Raw genomic sequence first — 16,600 nt, 5'->3', positions numbered from 1 at the left:
ACTCGTCACTCTGCATCGCGGTGCTCACGCTCTTTCAATAAGCGTTCATAGGCCAGGCGCGCCGCCTCCACCGGAGACACGCCATGTTCCGCCGCTACGACCTGCGCCAGCGCCTGTATCTGCTCCGGCGACATGCCGCCCTGGATTTGCATCTTCATGATCTGCATCACCGCTTCCACGTTGGATGGCGCGGCAACGGCGGCAATCGCCAGATCGCTCAGGCGGTTGACGGTTTCCATGCGGCGGATTTCATGATCCTGCTGCGATTGCTGAAGGCTGAACGCCGCAGCGCGTTCCTGCTCCAGTTTTTTCAACTCGTGCTGCCAAGCGGCTTCCTGCTCCCGCTGCTTCAGGATCAGGCGCTGCTCGTCCGCCGCCAGTTGGTCGAGCATGACCTGCTTGGCGTTGGCCTGGTTCTGGCGCGCGTGGATACCGTCCGCCTCAATGGTGCGCAGCAGTTTCTCGTATTGCGCCACGGCGTCGGCCTGCGCGCCGCTGCGCTTGAGGTCTTCGATCTTCTGGCTGATCTCCGCTACCTGCACGGCGTTGGCTGCATCCTTGACCGCGTCCTCGCGCAGCAGCTCGCGCTGGCGGGCCAGCACCAGTTGATCTTCCCATTCCTGCACACGTTCGGCCTCGCGGCGGCGCGCGGCGTTGGCCATCGTCATGCCCTGGATGCGGGCGGCGTGTGCTTCCGCTTCGATTTGCAGCTCGCGTGCTTTCTCGTCTTTTTCGCGCTGGCGCAGCGCGGACAGCTCGCTGCGGCGATGCGATTCATCTTCAATCTGCAAAGCCTGGGCGATCTGATTCTCAATCGCTTGCTGGCGCAGCTGGTGCGATAAACGCTGCTGCGCCAACTGGCGCTGTTCGGCGGCGGTTTGCTGCAGCACTTCGAGTTCGGTGCGCATGCGGATTTGCGCCAGGTGGCGTACATGCTCCCAGTCGGCTTGCTCGCCCACACGGTGCGACTTGTTGCGCGCCAGTTCGTGCTCAAGGTCCGCCAGCACGGTGCCTGCACCTTTATCCAGCGCCACCTTGCGGGTCTTGGACTCCATCACGCGGCTGTACAGTTCCACCTCGCGCGCGCGCAAGGCCTGCACACGTTCAGCTTCTTTCAGCGTCAGCTCGGCCTTGTTGATGCTGGCGTCCTGGCGTAATTCCGCGCGGCGGAAATCGGTGTGCATCTTCTGCTCTTCGCGCCAGATGGCCTGCCACTCTTCCTCGGTGTAGATTTCGTCCAGCTGTTTGACATGCTCCAGCTGCACATGGCGCTCATCTGCCACCAGCCACATGGTGCCAACGCGTTCGCGGTTATGGTCGAATTTATCGTGGCGCAGCGCGGCAGTTTCCACGCCGTCCACCGCCAGCCCGTAAGTGACGAGGCGCAGTTTGAGCGCGGCTTGCAGGCGTTCATTCAGTTGCAGGCGCAGGTCGGCGTTGCCGGCCATCTCGCGCATCGAGCGGCTGCCGACGAATTCCGCCGCCAATTGGCGCACCGACGGTTCCAGCAGCTCGTGCAGATGCAGGGTGCTGACCACACCCGGCACAGTCATGAAGTACTGCGCGAAGGCCGGCACATTTTCAATGCGGATGGAGACGGTAAAACGGGCCGATATTTTCAGGTGTTCGGCAGTGTACAAGTCGCTGAACGAAAACTCGACCGGCAGCGGCAAGCTGCGGGTGATCAGGATTTCGGCGTTCTGGTTGCGCAGCAGGTGGTTCAGGCGCGTGAAGAATCCTTCGATTTCGTATTCGCCCTGCGGCACCTCGGTGGCTTTGTCGGCCTGCAGAATGTAGGCGCGGGTGGTGGCCGGCACGCGCAGCGTCTTGGTGAAGATGCCGGACAGCGTGCTGACGCCGAAATACACGGCCAGTTCGTTATCGCCGGGGATCCAGCGGTTGTCGCGCAGGACTGGTTCGCTGCGCGGCGCGCCCAGCGTCAGGCCGCAGTGCTTGCAGTAGCCCGACTGGCCGTCGTCTTTGTGCTCGCACCGCGGGCATTTAACGCCGCCAAAACCAAACATTTGGAACATGTCAGACTCCTTCTACGATTCATCTTTGGGGCCATCCTGCGATCTGCCGATTTTAGCAGGCGTACCCGGTTTGCTGCTTGCGCACAGTTTAAATCATGCCGATCTTGTCGATACAGGCCAAACCGGCGCCTTTCTGGCGTACGCCGGCGGCAAATCCGGGCGGCAGCAGGTCCTGCCAGTCCTTGGGTAGCAGCACGCGGTCGCCGGGGCCTACTTGATCGAGTATTAATGCCAGCTTCGGCTCCCGGCCATCCACAGTGTCAACGCGGCCGGCGTGCCAGGCGCTGGAGCAGCCGGTGGCGATCAGGCGGCCGCGCGGCACGAACTCCCGGCCGCGCGCCAGGCGGTCAGCCATCACCAGCGCCAGTTGGTAGGAGCCGCCCTGGAAGCGTGACTGGCCAAAGCGCACCACGGTACGCCAGCGGTTCAGGCCTTTGCCATCGAAGTGGCGGGCGGCGGCAAGTGCATGGCGGACTTCCTGCTGTGCCGCCAGATCGAGGCCGGGCGCGGCGATGCTGTCTTCTTCGCTGGCTGCGGGTGCGTCCAGCGGAAACACGCTGACTTCGAGCCAGCACAGCGTGTCATTGGCACCGCCGCTGTGCAGCGGGAACCATGTGCGGACCGTGGAGACAGCGGCCGACAGGTCGGCATGGCCACTCAACGCGCCCAGATGCGTAATGTGCACTGGTTCCCGAGCCGGCGTTACTGCAGCGTGCACCGTGCCGGTGACGCGGCCGAGGTGCCAAGCGTCGGAACTGCCTTGGGCGGTGGCTGGCGCAGCGGGATGCAGACTGCGCACCATGCGGTCGGCCAGCACGGCGGCCAGTTCCCAATCGCGCTCGGTGACGTTGGGCGTGATGTCCATGCTGAGCACCACTTGGTCACGGCTGTCGAAACGCACTTCGGTGTGGCGCGCCAGGCGGACTACTTGCTGCATGCGTTCTGCAATCGCTGGCGCGTTCGGCACGGTGCATTTGACGTCGGCGCGGTTGGCGCGCGGGCGGCGGCTGGCAGTGATGGTGACGATGCGGCCGTCAGCCAGCACGCTGCGGCATTCGGCGTTGGCCGGGACCGCGCTGGTGGAGATGGTGGTCATAGCGATGGCTCCATGCGCGGGATGTGCGGAACGCGGCGCAGCGACAAGCCGGTTTCCAGATTGGCGCAGATGCGGTCTGCTTCGTCCAGCAACTGCGCCCATTGCTGCGGGCCTGCCAGCTGAAGTCGGGCTAGCAGGGACCAGCTTTCGTCCAGCGCGGATTCGGCGATCAGCGTTTGGGCGCTGCGGCGAGACTGGTCTTCGGCGGGTAGCGGCTGGTCCGGAGCGGCCCACGCCAGCGCAGGCATGGTGTTGACGTTCAGTGCGGCCATGCCTAGACGCAGCAGCAAAGTTTGATGCTGCTGGAAGATCGTCGATCCTTCGGGAAGTGCGAGCAAGCGCAGCTCACTGGTCAGCGCAGGCAACTCGATGAACAGGCGACGCAAAGCACGCGCATCCTGCTCGGCTGCTGCGGGCTGCCGCGCGCCAGCCCTCACGCTACCCGCTGTCGCACGCGACGCGCCAAGCTGCTCGCCCAATTGCGGTTCAGTCGACGGGCGATCGGCAGTAGCTGCGCTGGCGGCTGACGCAGCGGAGATCGCGGCAGCATTGGCTGCGGCGCGGGTGGCTTCTTGCTGGGCGCGGGCGCGCAAGGTGGTGGCGTAGTCGATTTGTTCGCCCAGATCGACCGGCACGCAATCGTCCACCGTTACGCCGTAGCGCGTGTACATCAGCTGATTCAGGCCGGCGCGGAAGGCGTGCCATTCTTCCAGCGTGGTGCACGGCGGCAGATCGAGCGCGCCTTGCGCCAACTCTGCCTGCAACGCCAGCTGCACCGAGGCCGCGAAATCCGCCAGCGCCAGGCGGCCTGCCGTCTCGCTGTACAAATACAAATCAAACCGCTGCTGCGACACGCGCGGATTGGCCGCATCCACCACAAAGCGCAGCCGCAAGCCCCACTCCGGCGCTGCCGCAAACGGCGTCAAATCCACCGTATATGGCCCGGGATGAAAGCAGAACGCCATCTCACCCTGTTCGCACGCCACCTTCCCCACAGCCGCGCGTCGCGCATGCCCGGCCGCATTGAAGAGCACTACCGTGCTATGCATCGGCGCGACATCGCCCGCCTCGACCCGCAATGCGATCAAGGTGACACCCAGTCCGCCCATATCGGTGACCGGTTTGCGGCGACGGCTAAACAATCCCATAAATTACGGCGCTACCGGTTCAACGGCAAAGCCGGCTCCATATAGTTGAAAATGCGATGCAGGCGCAGTCGCAAACGGCCAGACGCGTTCGCACTCGCCGTCCGCATCGAGGCGGCCCTGTAGCACAATCGCGCCACCGCCATCGATCACGCGTAACTGCGGTTGTTCGCGCAACAGGCGCGCGGCGAACGGCGCCTCCGCCGATAGCCCGAGGATCACCTGCCAGCCGCCATCCTGCGGCAGGAAATGCAACGTCCAATGGCCGTCGTCCGTCACCAGCGACTCCAGTGCCTGGGCCGCCGATGCAGTCGACGCAGCGCGCAGCATGCCGCTGCTGCCGGTCCACACCGGATCATTGGCTGCCGACTGCCCAGCCGCCTGCCGTTGTAGCGACAACTGGCGGAAGCGCCGCAAAGTCAGCGGCGATGCGGACAAGGCTTGGCGCTCATTCGGCGTCAGGGGACGCGTGCCGTCCAGCGCCGCCAGCAGCGTGGCGTCGGCCAGCATCAGGCGGTCGCCCGGCACTGGCTGCGACAACAACACGCTTTCACGCAGGCGCGCATCCAGATCATCTTGTGCTGAGTTCAAATCGTTCTCCTTCATCGCGCGCCCGCTGTTTGCAGCCTGGCGATTGCTTCATTCCGGCGCTTGCGCAGCGTCGGCATCGAAATCTGGTCCAGCACCGCCAATTGCTGCAAGGTTGGCAGCTCGCCGGTGGCCGGGTCCAGCCAGGCGTCCGGGTAAGTGTCGTCGTCCGCGCCCAGCAGCTTGTGGTAGACGGCCAGGCGGATCGGTAGCGATTCGTCGCGCATCATGCGGACGGTCCAGCTACCGGTTTCCTGCGCTGCCCGTGCCAATTCAAGATAGCGGAGGGGCAGGGAAAGTTCGCCGGCGCGCGCCTGTTCGACGGCCAGTTCGGCGCTATCGGCAGCCTCCCCGCTCTCCAGATGCGTGTCCTCGGCAACAGCTTCGACATCGTCGTCGGGCAGCGGCGCGGCAAGGATGCGGTCTTCGTCGTGCGGCTGGCCGCTGGCCTCGGCCTGCTCGGACTCGCCCATCACGCGCCAGTAGTCTTCCAGCCAGGCTGCCGCTTCGCCGGCCTCGCCGAGACCATCATCCGCGCTGTCCATATTGGCAGACAGCTCTTCGTAGTCGCCGATTTCCGCCAACAGCACCGCAATCTTGTCCGGACTATTTTTCAGGCTGGCGAAGCGCTTGGACTTGGTGTGCAGCGGCCCCGGGGAACCGCCAAACTGCGCCTGCGATTCGCTCCAGCGGATAATCCACTCCGCCTTGCAGGCGCTGATAGACTTCAACTGCCGCACCTCAATCGGCGTGCCGGCCAGCGGGCGCCCAAGGATCGCCCCAACCTGCGCGGCATGCTGCTCCCAAGCCGCAAACAGACCAGATATCTCGCGATACGCCGTATCCAGCATGCGGTAAGTGTAAATTTTGTTAGGCGAGCACTCGCGTCCTGTAGCGACCATGTAGTTGTCCGCATCGACCTTGTCGCGCAAGGTGGCATACATATCGTTGACCTTCTTGCGCAGCACGCCCTCGGCCGCCGCATCGTGCCAGAACGCGCCGCTGCGCGTATGCTCAGCCGCCATGGCCAAGACAAACGCCGTCCAGTATGCGGTCTGCGCCTGCAATTCATACAACAGGCCTAGCGATAATTCATACACACTCTCGCCGTAGCTATTGCCCTCGGCCTCGCCGCGCGCATTGCGGGCGTTGAGGCGCAAGGAGGCCGCTACCGCATCGGTATAGGCGTCCAGCAGCGCTGCGTGCTGCGCGGGGTCGAGCACATGGTGCATTTCAATCTGCCGAAAGGCCTGCAACGAGCAGTGTCCCAGCAGCTTGCGCACTTGTTCCCAGCCATGCTCTTGGTAGCGGGTTCCTGGCAAGCGCATAAAATCCTGTATGAGTTGAATAAATCAAATGGCTCCTCAAGCATGCCATAAAAAGGCCGTTTTCATTATTCCGTTTACAAGGCTATTTCCCCTTCTGTTCAATGTTCTGGGCGGCCAGCGCGGACAGGATGGCAGCGATTACCGGCGCTGCATGCTCGCCGCCGGTGGCATCCGAGTGGCTGACGAAAGCAGCCATCGCCAGCCGGTGCGCCTGGCCGGGCAAGCTGCCCGCTTCCAGCCAGCCGGTGAACCAGACCGTGGCCGTATCGTCGCCGGTCGGCGCGGTGCCGGTCTTGCCGTACAAGCCCGTACGCACGGCGGCCAGCGCCGGACCGCGAAACGCGCCCGCACCGGTGCCGACATCGACCACGCCTTTCATGCCGGCCTTGATGCGGTCCAGCCGTATGCCCAGCGGCCGCGACGCCGGCACGGCGCTGTCCTTGCGCCCCAGCGACAGCAGTATGCGCGGCGCGACCACGTGCCCCTGCCCCACCGCTGCTGACGCCAACGCCATTTGCAGCGGCGTGACCTGCATGCGCAGGCCAATCGCCATCTGCCGCAATTCGTGCCGGGTATGGATTGGATCCATGTGGGCCGGCGTGGATTGCAGTGCGTCCCACGCGCGCCAGTTGAAATCGGGCGGCAGCAGGCCGCCGTCCAGTCGCAAGGCCTGTTCAAATCCGAGGCGGTGCGCGGCAGCGACGATGGGACGGATGCCGTCCAGCGCATCCGCATCCAGCGCTTGCAGGTCAGGCGCGCCGCCGTCCGGACGACCGAACAGGCTGCGGTCACTCAGTTCGCTCGACCATGCGAACCAGGTATTCAGGCTATAGGTCAACGCTTGCGCCAGTCCGAGGCGACCTTCCTGCGCGCGCCGGTCCAGGCTTTGTTCACGGTAGTTGGTGATGTGAGCGAGGCGCGGATTGAGCGGATAGCTGGCGGCGTCGGTCTGGAAGCCGTAGCCGCGCTGCGCCGCCAGCTTGTTGATCGCGGCGAGCGGCATCCCCCCCAGCAGCGCATCGATTTGCGGATCGCTTTGGGCGGCGATTTCCAGTCCGAGTGCGCTGACGACTTTGAAAGTCGAGCCGGGGCTTTGGTGTGCGCCGCCGTCGTGCTGCAAGGCCGGCAGGCGCAATGGGCTGCGCGCGGGGCTGGTGCGGTCAAAATCACGCACTTCGGCCCAGTTGGCACTGGTGACGTTGCCCGCACCTGCTCCGGCTGCGGCGAGGATGTCACCGGTTTCGGTGTCGAGGATGACGATGCCGGCGTGGCGGCCTTCAGGCACGGACCGGCCGAACGCACAGCGGCCAGACTCCCAGCGTCCGCGCTGCATGGCGACGCAATCGAGCACGTGCTGGCTGAGGGCTTGCAATGGCAGGTCCAGCGTGAGGCGCGCATTGACAGCGCCGTCGCTTGCCGGCAGGCGGGCCAGCATGCCGGCGATACTGTTGGCGTGTTCGGGATTCACACCGAGCAGCGGCGCGAGGCCAGCTTCGATGGCGGATTCGGTGGGTGCGCCGTCGCTCCAAAGCGCGGTGCCATTGCGGTCTTGCAGTTGAACGGGGGATGGCGCGGTACTGCGGGCGGCGATATTGTCGGCTTGCGCGAGCGGCTGCCAGACCAGGCGTCCGGCAACGATGCGCAGGTGGCGATATTTCTGGTCTTCCGGTGCGCTGAAGTCTAGCGGTTCGACATCCAGTTGTACGCTGCGGGCGCCAGCTTGCAGCGTGAGCACGATGTGCTGGACGTCGCTGCTGCTGGCGCATACGCGGCCCGTGCAGGCCGGCGTCACCTGGGCGTTGGCGCCGGCGATGCCGCCTAAACGGCCTGCGAGCAGCAGGTGCAGCACTTCACCGCCGCTGGCTGCGCGCGGCAGGGATAGCGACAATCGTACGACGGGACGGGTGCCATTGCCCTCGCCGGCTTGCGGCCAGCGAGCGACGCGGGTCCATTGTTGCCAGCCTTGCGGCAGCGATGCGAACAGGCGCGCCGCAGCCACCGGCATCTGGCTGGTGGTGGCGACCATCACCGGCGCGCTGCCGTTGGCGACGCCGCCGGTACTGGCCGACCACTCCAGCGCAAGGCCATCGGGTGCTTTGATGCGCCACGCGAGCAAGCGGCGCTCGCTGTTGTAGATGTCGATTTGCTGACGCACGTACGCGCCGTCAGCCTGATAGTAAAGGCGCTTGAAGAGTTTGTGCGTGTCCGGACCGGGTTTGATTTGCTTCCAGTCGCGCAGTTCGGCGGCGCGTTCCGTGCTGCCTGCAGCTTGCCATTGTGGCAGATCGCGTGGGGCGAGTTCAATCGCGCCGCTTGCGCTGATGCGGATCAGGCCTTGCGCTTGCAGCTGTTCGAACAGGGACTGGTCTTCCAGCTCGCCCGCTGCGGCGCGTGGGACCTGGTACTGCCCAGGAGCCAGGAAGGCGTTGACGGCGCGTCCGCGCGCAGGAAAAGCGGTGACCAGTGCGGGACCAGCGATCGACGTGGCCGGGCGGTACATTTGCACCAGCAGTTCGCCGGCCTGCGGACACATGGCGTTGGCGCGGCGTTCGATGCGCAAGGCGGACGACGCGCCCCACAGCAGCCAGCCTTGCTGGCGCAGCGCAACCTGGCCGCTGGCGCCTTGCTCGATCTGGCCGAAACTGGCGTCACTGAGCCAGCGCGTGTCGGCCCGTTGACTATGCCAACTCAGTTGCAGTGGTTCGCTCAGTGGATCGGTGAAGTCGGCGCGGGCCGTGCCTTCGATCTGGATTTCGGGGATGGCGTCGGCGCTACGGTCGGCCACCAGCAGGACATTGCGCAGTGCGATTTGCACATCGGCTTCCTGGTTGCGGGCGACCCAGCGTTTGACGTCGTCGAAGCGGTAGCCGAGGCGCAGCGGCAGCAGTCGCGGATCGGCTGCGCTGCGCATTTGGCTGCACAGGTCCACACGCACCGGCGGCGCGGCTTGCAGGCCGGAGGCGATCAGCAAGGCGCCAGCTGGATGCAGCGTGGTGGTGATGGATGCCTGCTCCGGCACGGTGAAGACGATGCCCGGCAGGACGGATTGGTAAGCGTTGGCCGCACGGACGTTGGCGGCCGACTGCGGCGTGCTGGCGGTAGCCGCAGCCAGATGGCGTGCATGGCCGGCGATCAGCGCACCGCCGCCGAGCAGCGCGCACAAGCCTGCAGCCGCAATCCAAACCAAATGCCTGGGGCGCGATGCTGCAGTGCGGATTGACGGCACAAGCGTCAGCTTGCGCTGACCTGCACGCAGGTTGGCACTGCGGCGGCGGGTGCGCCGGCGCTCGGCCCAGGCTTGCAGGATGGAGTGGAAGAATCGCGGCATATGCCCCTCACGCTAATGGTCGGAATCCGCTTTTGCTTAGCAGAGGGACAAGGAAAAACACGCTTCTTATCGCGCCAAAATGCATTTTGCACCGCAAAAATCACCGCTCGTCGCAATCACGTCGCGGCTTGACGGGGCATTGGATACAGTGAGCACATCGAAACACACTTTAACTGTCGAAAGGAAGCAAAATGAACGTCCTGAAAAACTTCGAAGCCCTGTTCGTCGTGACTGTGGCTCTGGCTTGCGGCGCAAGCTACGCTCTGGATAAATCGGCCGCACAAGCGCAAGATCCAAACATGCAAGTGGTGGTCGTCAGCGCCAAGCGCCTGACGGCTGAACAGAAGCTGCACTCGCTGCTGGAAGAACGCGCTACCACGCTGGCTGCGGAAGCCAAGAAGGCAGATGCCATCTGACTCTGTGCGTTATCTAACGCAGCAATGCGCAGCTTTGTGTCATATGTAAAAAACTGCATCATCCACTGCAAGGCCTTGTACCGCTTGATATAGTTCGTCCAAGCGCTGACACCAGCGCAGCCAGAATGACGGAGGACGCTATCATGATCAAGCCACTTTTCGCTGCTACCCTGCTCACCTTGAGCGCCGCAGCTTTTGTACCAACCATCGCATCGGCGCAAGTCGGCGTCAGCGTCGTCATCGGCAATGCCCCGCCACCGGCCCGTTTTGAAAGCGTGCCAGCGCCGCGTCACGGCTACGTCTGGGCGCCCGGCTACTGGAACTGGGATGGTTATCGCCACATTTGGGCCGGCGGCCACTGGGAGCGCGAACGTGTCGGCAGCTACTGGCGTCCCGCTGAATGGGTACGCGCCGATGGCGGCTGGCGTTTGAGCCCTGCCGGCTGGGTGATGGTTGATAATGGCCCGTCACGCGGCGATTACATTACCGTCGCGCCACCGCCTCCACGCTATGAGGTTATTCCTGCGCCGCGTCCCGGCTACGTTTGGTCGCCGGGCTACTGGGACTGGCGTGTAAGTCGTCATGTCTGGATCGGCGGCAGTTGGATCGCTTCGCGTCCGGGCTATGTATACGCGCAGCCGCGCTGGGAACAACGCGATGGCCGCTGGTATCGTGAGGAAGCACGCTGGGATCGCGGCCCGAATGGCGACCGCGATCATGACGGCATCCCAAATCGCTACGACCGGCATGACAATCGCGGCGATCGTCGTGGCTACGGCGACCGTGATCATGACGGTATCCCGAATCGCTACGACCGCGATCGCGATGGCGATGGTGTGCCGAACAGGTATGATCAGCATCCGGACAACCGTCGTCGCGATTAATGGAAAATTTTGAGTTTGAGATGTTGGTCACGGCAGCCTTCAAGGGCGAGCGCGTGGCCGCGCGTCGTTTGGCGGCGCGCATGCAATTGAGTGAGGCGCAGGCTTTGTCGCAGGTGTTGACGCTGGCCGCCGGTGCGGCGGGACTGGCGCAGTTGTTGGCGGATCGCGAACAGCTGCGGCTGCGCGATGAGGAACGGCGTCTGGCCAGACAAGCGCACGCCGCGCACAAGCTGGCGGCGCGCAAGGCGAGCTTGCAAACATCCGCCGCTTGGCGTGGATGGTTTGATGGTTCGGCCCATCCGAATCCGGGGCAGATCGGCATTGGTGCACTGTTGTGCGGGCCGGATGGACAGCGCGTGGAGATCAGCCGCCGCGAAGGGCATGGCAACAGCAGCGAGGCGGAGTATCTGGCGTTGACGGCGTTGCTGGAGGCGGCCGTCGAGATGGGCGCGAGTGGGCTGGCCGTTTGCGGTGATAGCCAGGTGGTGGTGAATGATGTGAATCTCGGCGCGGTGCGCGGAGCGAAGGGATTGGAAGAGCATCGCGCCCGGGTCGTAGCGCTGATGTCGCAGCTTGGGGAAGTTCAGCTGCGCTGGGTGCCGCGCCACCGTAATGGTGACGCGGACCGCTTGTCGCAGCAAGCCGTCGCTGGCTGATTAAGCGCGGCGGGTCAGTTTCAGCGCGAGACGGCTGGAGGATGGTGTGTGCAATGAGGCGGTGGCGGTGGCCTTGCGGCGCGGTGCAAATGCCGTCACCGTGTCGTTCACTTTGAACACGCTTACCGCCTGCGCCAACGCTGCTGCCTGCTGCTGCATGGATTCCGCCGCCGCCGCAGCCTCCTCCACCAGCGCCGCATTCTGCTGCGTCACCGCATCCATCGAGCCGATCGCATGATTCACTTCATTGATGCCGGCGCTTTGCTCGCTGCTGGCCGCCGTGATCTCGCTGATCATGTCGCTGACCTTCTGCACGCTGGCGACAATCTCGCCCATCGTGCTGCCAGCATCGGCCACCAGCTTGCTGCCGAGATTAACCTTCTCAACCGAATCACCAATCAGGGCCTTGATCTCCTTGGCCGCCGACGCCGAACGTTGCGCCAGATTACGCACTTCCGACGCCACTACCGCAAAGCCACGGCCCTGTTCACCAGCACGTGCCGCTTCAACCGCCGCATTCAACGCCAGAATATTGGTCTGGAACGCGATACCGTCGATCACCGCGATAATGTCCACGATCTTGCTGGACGACTGGTTGATCGAATCCATCGTACCAACCACCTGCGCCACCACATCGCCGCCTTTGACAGCCACCTGCGCTGCCGATGCCGCCAGCTGGTTGGCCTGGCGCGCATTGTCCGCGTTGTGCTTCACGGTCGACGTCAGTTCTTCCATCGACGACGCCGTCTCCTCCAACGCGCCCGCCTGCTGCTCGGTGCGGCGCGACAGATCCTGGTTGCCCTGCGCGATTTCAAACGACGAAGTAGTAATATGATCGGTCCCGCTACGCACCTCAGTCACAATGCCCAGCAGCGCCGCATTCATGTCCTTCAGCGCCGACAGCAGCTGGCCCGTTTCATCCTTGGCGCTGTCGTCAATATGGCCAGTCAGGTCACCGCTGGCGACACGGCGCGCCGCCGATACCGCCTCTTGCAGCGGACCGGTGATGCCGGTAGTGAGCAGCCATGCACAGGTCACGCCAAACGCCAGCACCAGCACGGCCAGCGCATACAGCAGCTTGCGGCTGCTCGACGCCACTTCCTGAATATGCTCCGCTGCCGCATCGATTTTCGCGCGCTGCATCTTCAACAGCTCAACGATCAAGGCCTGGTAAGACGCCGTGCCCGGACGGAAAACCGTTTCAAAAATTTTGTTAGCTTCTTCCAGTTCGCCTGCGGTCTTCAGCTTGGCGATCTGGTCGCGCGACGACAGGTAGACTTTGCGCTGCTCGCCGATGCGGCCGAACAGCTCCTTCTCATCCGCGTCGGAGATCAGTCCTTCAATTTTCTTTTGCAGTTCGGAGGAAGCGGCCGAAGAGGCCTTGGACTCCTCGGCGAAATAGGCGCCGAGGGATGCGTCGCTGCTGCGCGCGATAGCGGTGGTGCGTCGGATACCGCTATCAATTTTGCCTGACCAGTCGGAGATCATACGCTCCTTGGCCAGCGGGACTTCCATCATCTCGCTGGTGGCCGATGCCACGCCCTGCAGGCGCCAGACGCTGATGCCGGTGATGAGCATCGCAAACGCCAGGATGATCGTGAAGCCTAACGCCAGGCGTTTGCCGATACTGATATTCGCCAACATATTCATTCTTGCACCTACCTCTCACAGTAAATCAAAAACAAAACCACGGGACCAGCATCGGGACCTGCCCGGCGAGAATTACGCTGCCAGTGCGGTGTTCTCGATCAGACCCATATCGGCGCTGGACATCAGCTTGTCGATATCGACCAGGATCAGCATGCGGTCGTCGATGGTGCCCAGGCCGACGATATGGTCGGTGTTCAGGGCCGAACCGATTTCCGGCGTTGGCTTGATTTGTTCCGGCAGCAGCGTGGTCACGTCCGACACGCGATCCACCACCATGCCCACCACGCGGTGGCCGATGTTGAGGATGATGACCACGGTGAACTGGTCATAGGTCGGGGTGCCGAGGTTGAACTTGATGCGCATGTCAACGATAGGCACGATGATGCCGCGCAGGTTGACGACACCCTTGACGAAGTCCGGCGCATTGGCAATGCGGGTCGGCGCTTCATAGCTGCGGATCTCGCCGACTTTTTGAATGTCGATGCCGTATTCTTCATTGCCCAGGGTAAAGGCCAGGTACTCGGCGGCGTTGGCGGTTGCTGCGTGCAGTTCGCTTACGTTAGACATGGAATTTTTCCTTCAGTGCTAAAGTTATTGGCCGCAATGTTACCGCAAGTCAAGATCAATAGCACCAAATAAATGCGTTACGGCAATAAATAAACTTATTGCAAGAATCAGATTATTATTTCAACCATGGGTTTTAGCCTGCACAAGCCCAGCGCGAGCCTGTATGATCTGAGCAAAATCATCAGACTTCAGGGAGACCGATGAATAGCTTGCTCACCAGCTGGCACCCGCGCCTGGTCGCTTTGGCTAACGCAGCCCAAGGGATAGACGGCGCTCACGACACCAACCATCTACACCGCGTGTGGCGCAATGCCAGCCTGCTGCTGGACGATTATCCCGATGCCGACGCGCTGATCGTGTTAGCTGGATGTTATCTCCACGATCTGGTCAACCTGCCCAAGAACGATCCCGAACGTCACACGGCTTCGCGCAAGGCCGCGCTGCTGGCCAGCCGCCAGCTGGCGGAGCTGGACTTCCCGCCGAATAAGCTGGCCGCCGTGGCGCACGCCATCGAGAGTCATAGCTTCTCGGCCGGCATCCGCCCTGAAACCATCGAAGCCAAAATCGTGCAAGATGCCGACCGGCTGGACGCACTCGGTGCAGTGGGCCTGGCGCGCTTGTTCTACACGGCGGGACGCATGGGCGCAGGCCTGGCACACGCCGACGATCCAATGGCGCTGCACCGCGAACTGGACGACCGCGCCTACGCACTGGACCACATCAACACCAAGCTGGCCACCCTGCCCGGCAAAATGCAAACCGCCGCTGGCCGCCGTCTGGCCGAAACGCGCCTGAACGAATTGATCGCCTTCCGCGATAACTTTATTGCGGAATGGGCCGCCAGCCCGGCCGCGCCGTAACCTGATATTTCGAGTCCCCATGAGCAAACCTGCATCACCTGCATTACCTGCATCCTCAGGCAATCTGAATTTTGTACTGATCTGCGTATTTATTGACATGCTGGGCATCGGGCTGATTGTGCCCGTGCTGCCGGTGCTGGTGGGCGAGTTCACCGGCACGCGCGAGAACCAAGCCTATTGGTATGGCGTGATGAGCGCCGTCTTTGGCCTGATGCAGTTCCTGTTCATGCCCATGCTGGGCGCGATCAGCGACCGTGTCGGCCGCCGTCCGGTGCTGCTGTATTCCATGGCCGGCATGGCGATTAACTTCTTCACCACCGCGTGGGCGCCGAACCTGGCTTGCCTGTTTATCGGCCGTGTGATCGGCGGCATGTCGTCGGCCAGCATGTCGGTGGCTTCGGCCTATGCGTCGGATATCTCGACGCCGGAAAACCGCGCCAAGAGCTTCGGCAAAGTCGGGGCGGCGTTTGGCCTCGGCTTCATTTGCGGTCCGATGCTGGGCGGGCTACTCGGCAGCGTTGACCTGCACTTGCCGTTCTACGTGGCCGGTGCGCTGTCGACTGCCAATCTTTTGTATGGCTATTTCATCGTACCGGAATCGCTGCCGCAAGATCGTCGCGCGCCGTTCCAGCTATCGAAGATTAATCCGCTCGGCGCACTGGCCAAGCTGATAGGCCGCACCGACATTCGCGGTCTGGTGGTGACCTACACGCTGGTCACGCTGGCGGCCATGATGCTGCAAACCACCTGGGTGCTGTACACCACCTTCCGCTTCAACTGGACGCCAGGCCAGAACGGCGCGGCGCTGTTTTGCGTCGGCCTGACGGCGGCCGTGGTGCAGGCTGGCCTGCTCGGGGTGCTGATCAAGCGCTTCGGTGAAGTGCGGCTGTCGGTGCTGGGCATGGTGTCCGGCGCGATCACCTATTTGCTGTACGGCCTCGCCACGCAGGGCTGGATGATGTATGTGCTCATCCTGTGCAATGTGCTGTCGTTTGCCATCGGCCCTGCCCTGCAAAGCATCATTTCCAAGACCACGCCGCCGAACGAACAAGGCGAGTTAATGGGATCACTGCAATCGATCAGCAGTGTGGGCGTGATCTTCATGCCGCTGCTGGGTTCTGCGATTTTGGGTGAAGTGAGTCACCTGTCGTCCAGCGATTGGCGTGTTGGCAGCACCTTCTACCTGTGCGCCATCATGCAAACGCTGGGCATCTTCGTGGCGCAGCGCTACTTCGGCAAGCATGCGGTGCAGCCATGAAGCTGGCCTTACTGTTTGCTGCGCTCATCGCGCAGAACGCCGTTGCCGGCTGCTCGCGTGAAATCTCGGTGCCAGTGTCGGCCAACGGCGCCAGCGTGATGATCGATGGCCTGACCGTGAAAGGCATTTATCCTGACCTGCTGCGCGCCATCGGCTCCAAGGCCGGCTGCCAGTTCGCCTTCACCGTGGTGCCGCGTGCGCGGCAAGTGGCGATGTTCAATGCCGGTACGGCGGACGTACTGGTGCCGGCCTCGCGCACGCCTGCACGCGACAAGTTCGGCACCTTTATGCCGATGATCAATCATCGCGCCATGCTGATCTCCGTGAACAACGGCCGGGCGCCCATCACCAGCGCGCAAGACCTGCTGGCACGCAAAGAACTGCGCGTGGCCGTAGTACGCGGCTTCGATTACGGCGAGGCTTACTCGGCGCTGATCGAAGAGCTGCAAAAGCAAGGCCGTCTGTTTGTGCAAGTGGACGTGATTGCGGTAGCGCGCCTGCTGCAAGCCGGTTCGGCCGATGTCACCATCATGGGCCCGACGCTGCTGGCAGGCGCCATCCGCCGCGACCCGCGCGTGCACGGCATGCAGGAGAAGCTGAAAGCCGAAGCCATTCCCGAACTGCCGTGGCACCAGAGCGGCGCCTACATCTCCAACGCGCTCAAGCCGGAAGACCAGGCCACCATCCGCGACGCGCTGGACAAAGCCGGTAAGACCAACCAGATCATGGAAGGCTACCTGCGTTACTTCCGCGCGGACGTGCTAAACGACAGCGTACGCCCGCGCTAAAAC

General features: G+C 63.2%; 14 protein-coding genes and 1 pseudogene. 7 read left to right on the top strand and 8 right to left on the bottom strand.

Annotation, left to right across the window (positions count from 1 at the left end):
- Positions 1-5: 5 nt before the first annotated feature.
- The 6 genes from GTP46_RS24840 to GTP46_RS24815 all read right to left on the bottom strand — a co-directional run bounded on the left by GTP46_RS24840 (position 6) and on the right by GTP46_RS24815 (position 9,518).
- Complete coding sequence (locus tag GTP46_RS24840; RefSeq protein ID WP_229259084.1) at positions 6-2,033, bottom strand: SPFH domain-containing protein; 2,028 nt, start codon at positions 2,031-2,033, stop codon at positions 6-8.
- An 88-nt stretch (positions 2,034-2,121) separates the two neighbouring features.
- On the bottom strand, positions 2,122-3,129 hold the full coding sequence (locus tag GTP46_RS24835; protein ID WP_161009310.1) for a hypothetical protein: 1,008 nt from the start codon (positions 3,127-3,129) through the stop codon (positions 2,122-2,124).
- On the bottom strand, positions 3,126-4,277 hold the full coding sequence (locus tag GTP46_RS24830) for a hypothetical protein (protein ID WP_161009309.1): 1,152 nt from the start codon (positions 4,275-4,277) through the stop codon (positions 3,126-3,128). Before GTP46_RS24830 ends, GTP46_RS24835 begins: the two co-directional genes overlap by 4 nt.
- Positions 4,278-4,280: 3 nt before the next feature.
- Positions 4,281-4,865, bottom strand: coding sequence for a hypothetical protein (locus GTP46_RS24825; RefSeq protein WP_308495448.1), 585 nt, complete (start codon positions 4,863-4,865; stop codon positions 4,281-4,283).
- 11 nt (positions 4,866-4,876) lie between these two features.
- Positions 4,877-6,190 (bottom strand): hypothetical protein, encoded by a 1,314-nt coding sequence (locus GTP46_RS24820; RefSeq protein ID WP_161009307.1) that lies wholly within the window; start codon positions 6,188-6,190, stop codon positions 4,877-4,879.
- An 82-nt stretch (positions 6,191-6,272) separates the two neighbouring features.
- Positions 6,273-9,518 carry a penicillin-binding transpeptidase domain-containing protein gene (locus tag GTP46_RS24815; protein WP_161009306.1) on the bottom strand — a complete coding sequence of 1,082 codons (3,246 nt, stop codon included), beginning with the start codon at positions 9,516-9,518 and terminating at the stop codon, positions 6,273-6,275.
- Positions 9,519-9,709: 191 nt separating this feature from the next.
- On the opposite strand from GTP46_RS24815, the gene GTP46_RS24810 reads away from it, so the two are divergent.
- From GTP46_RS24810 to GTP46_RS24800, 4 genes and pseudogenes are all read left to right on the top strand, one after another.
- Complete coding sequence (locus tag GTP46_RS24810; protein WP_161009305.1) at positions 9,710-9,934, top strand: hypothetical protein; 225 nt, start codon at positions 9,710-9,712, stop codon at positions 9,932-9,934.
- Between the two features lie 125 nt (positions 9,935-10,059).
- Positions 10,060-10,287 (top strand): annotated as a pseudogene (locus tag GTP46_RS30430) (YXWGXW repeat-containing protein); the annotation flags it as partial.
- 96 nt (positions 10,288-10,383) lie between these two features.
- Positions 10,384-10,818, top strand: a complete 435-nt coding sequence (locus GTP46_RS29955) for a hypothetical protein (protein WP_371869754.1) — start codon at positions 10,384-10,386, stop codon at positions 10,816-10,818.
- A 20-nt stretch (positions 10,819-10,838) separates the two neighbouring features.
- Entirely contained in the window at positions 10,839-11,474 is a 636-nt protein-coding gene (locus GTP46_RS24800) for a ribonuclease HI family protein (RefSeq protein ID WP_229259083.1), read from the top strand.
- On the opposite strand, the gene GTP46_RS24795 is transcribed toward GTP46_RS24800, so the two are convergent.
- Both GTP46_RS24795 and GTP46_RS24790 read right to left on the bottom strand, forming a co-directional pair.
- Positions 11,475-13,124 carry a methyl-accepting chemotaxis protein gene (locus GTP46_RS24795; RefSeq protein ID WP_161009302.1) on the bottom strand — a complete coding sequence of 550 codons (1,650 nt, stop codon included), beginning with the start codon at positions 13,122-13,124 and terminating at the stop codon, positions 11,475-11,477.
- Between the two features lie 72 nt (positions 13,125-13,196).
- The gene (locus GTP46_RS24790; protein ID WP_161009301.1) at positions 13,197-13,691 is read right to left on the bottom strand and encodes a chemotaxis protein CheW; all 495 of its coding nucleotides are present in this window, start codon (positions 13,689-13,691) and stop codon (positions 13,197-13,199) included.
- Positions 13,692-13,891: 200 nt separating this feature from the next.
- Between GTP46_RS24790 and GTP46_RS24785 the strand changes: the two genes are divergently transcribed.
- From GTP46_RS24785 to GTP46_RS24775, 3 genes are read left to right on the top strand one after another with little or no spacing between them, the layout of a single operon-like run.
- Positions 13,892-14,551 carry an HD domain-containing protein gene (locus GTP46_RS24785; protein ID WP_161009300.1) on the top strand — a complete coding sequence of 220 codons (660 nt, stop codon included), beginning with the start codon at positions 13,892-13,894 and terminating at the stop codon, positions 14,549-14,551.
- Positions 14,552-14,570: 19 nt separating this feature from the next.
- Complete coding sequence (locus GTP46_RS24780) at positions 14,571-15,809, top strand: TCR/Tet family MFS transporter (protein WP_161009299.1); 1,239 nt, start codon at positions 14,571-14,573, stop codon at positions 15,807-15,809.
- Positions 15,806-16,597, top strand: a complete 792-nt coding sequence (locus tag GTP46_RS24775) for a substrate-binding periplasmic protein (protein ID WP_161009298.1) — start codon at positions 15,806-15,808, stop codon at positions 16,595-16,597. The genes GTP46_RS24780 and GTP46_RS24775 overlap by 4 nt, the downstream gene beginning before the upstream one ends.
- Positions 16,598-16,600 lie beyond the last annotated feature (3 nt).

This window comes from Duganella flavida (assembly GCF_009857445.1).
Lineage (GTDB): Bacteria > Pseudomonadota > Gammaproteobacteria > Burkholderiales > Burkholderiaceae_D > Rugamonas > Rugamonas flavida.
This window is presented reverse-complemented; position numbering and strand designations above follow the sequence as displayed.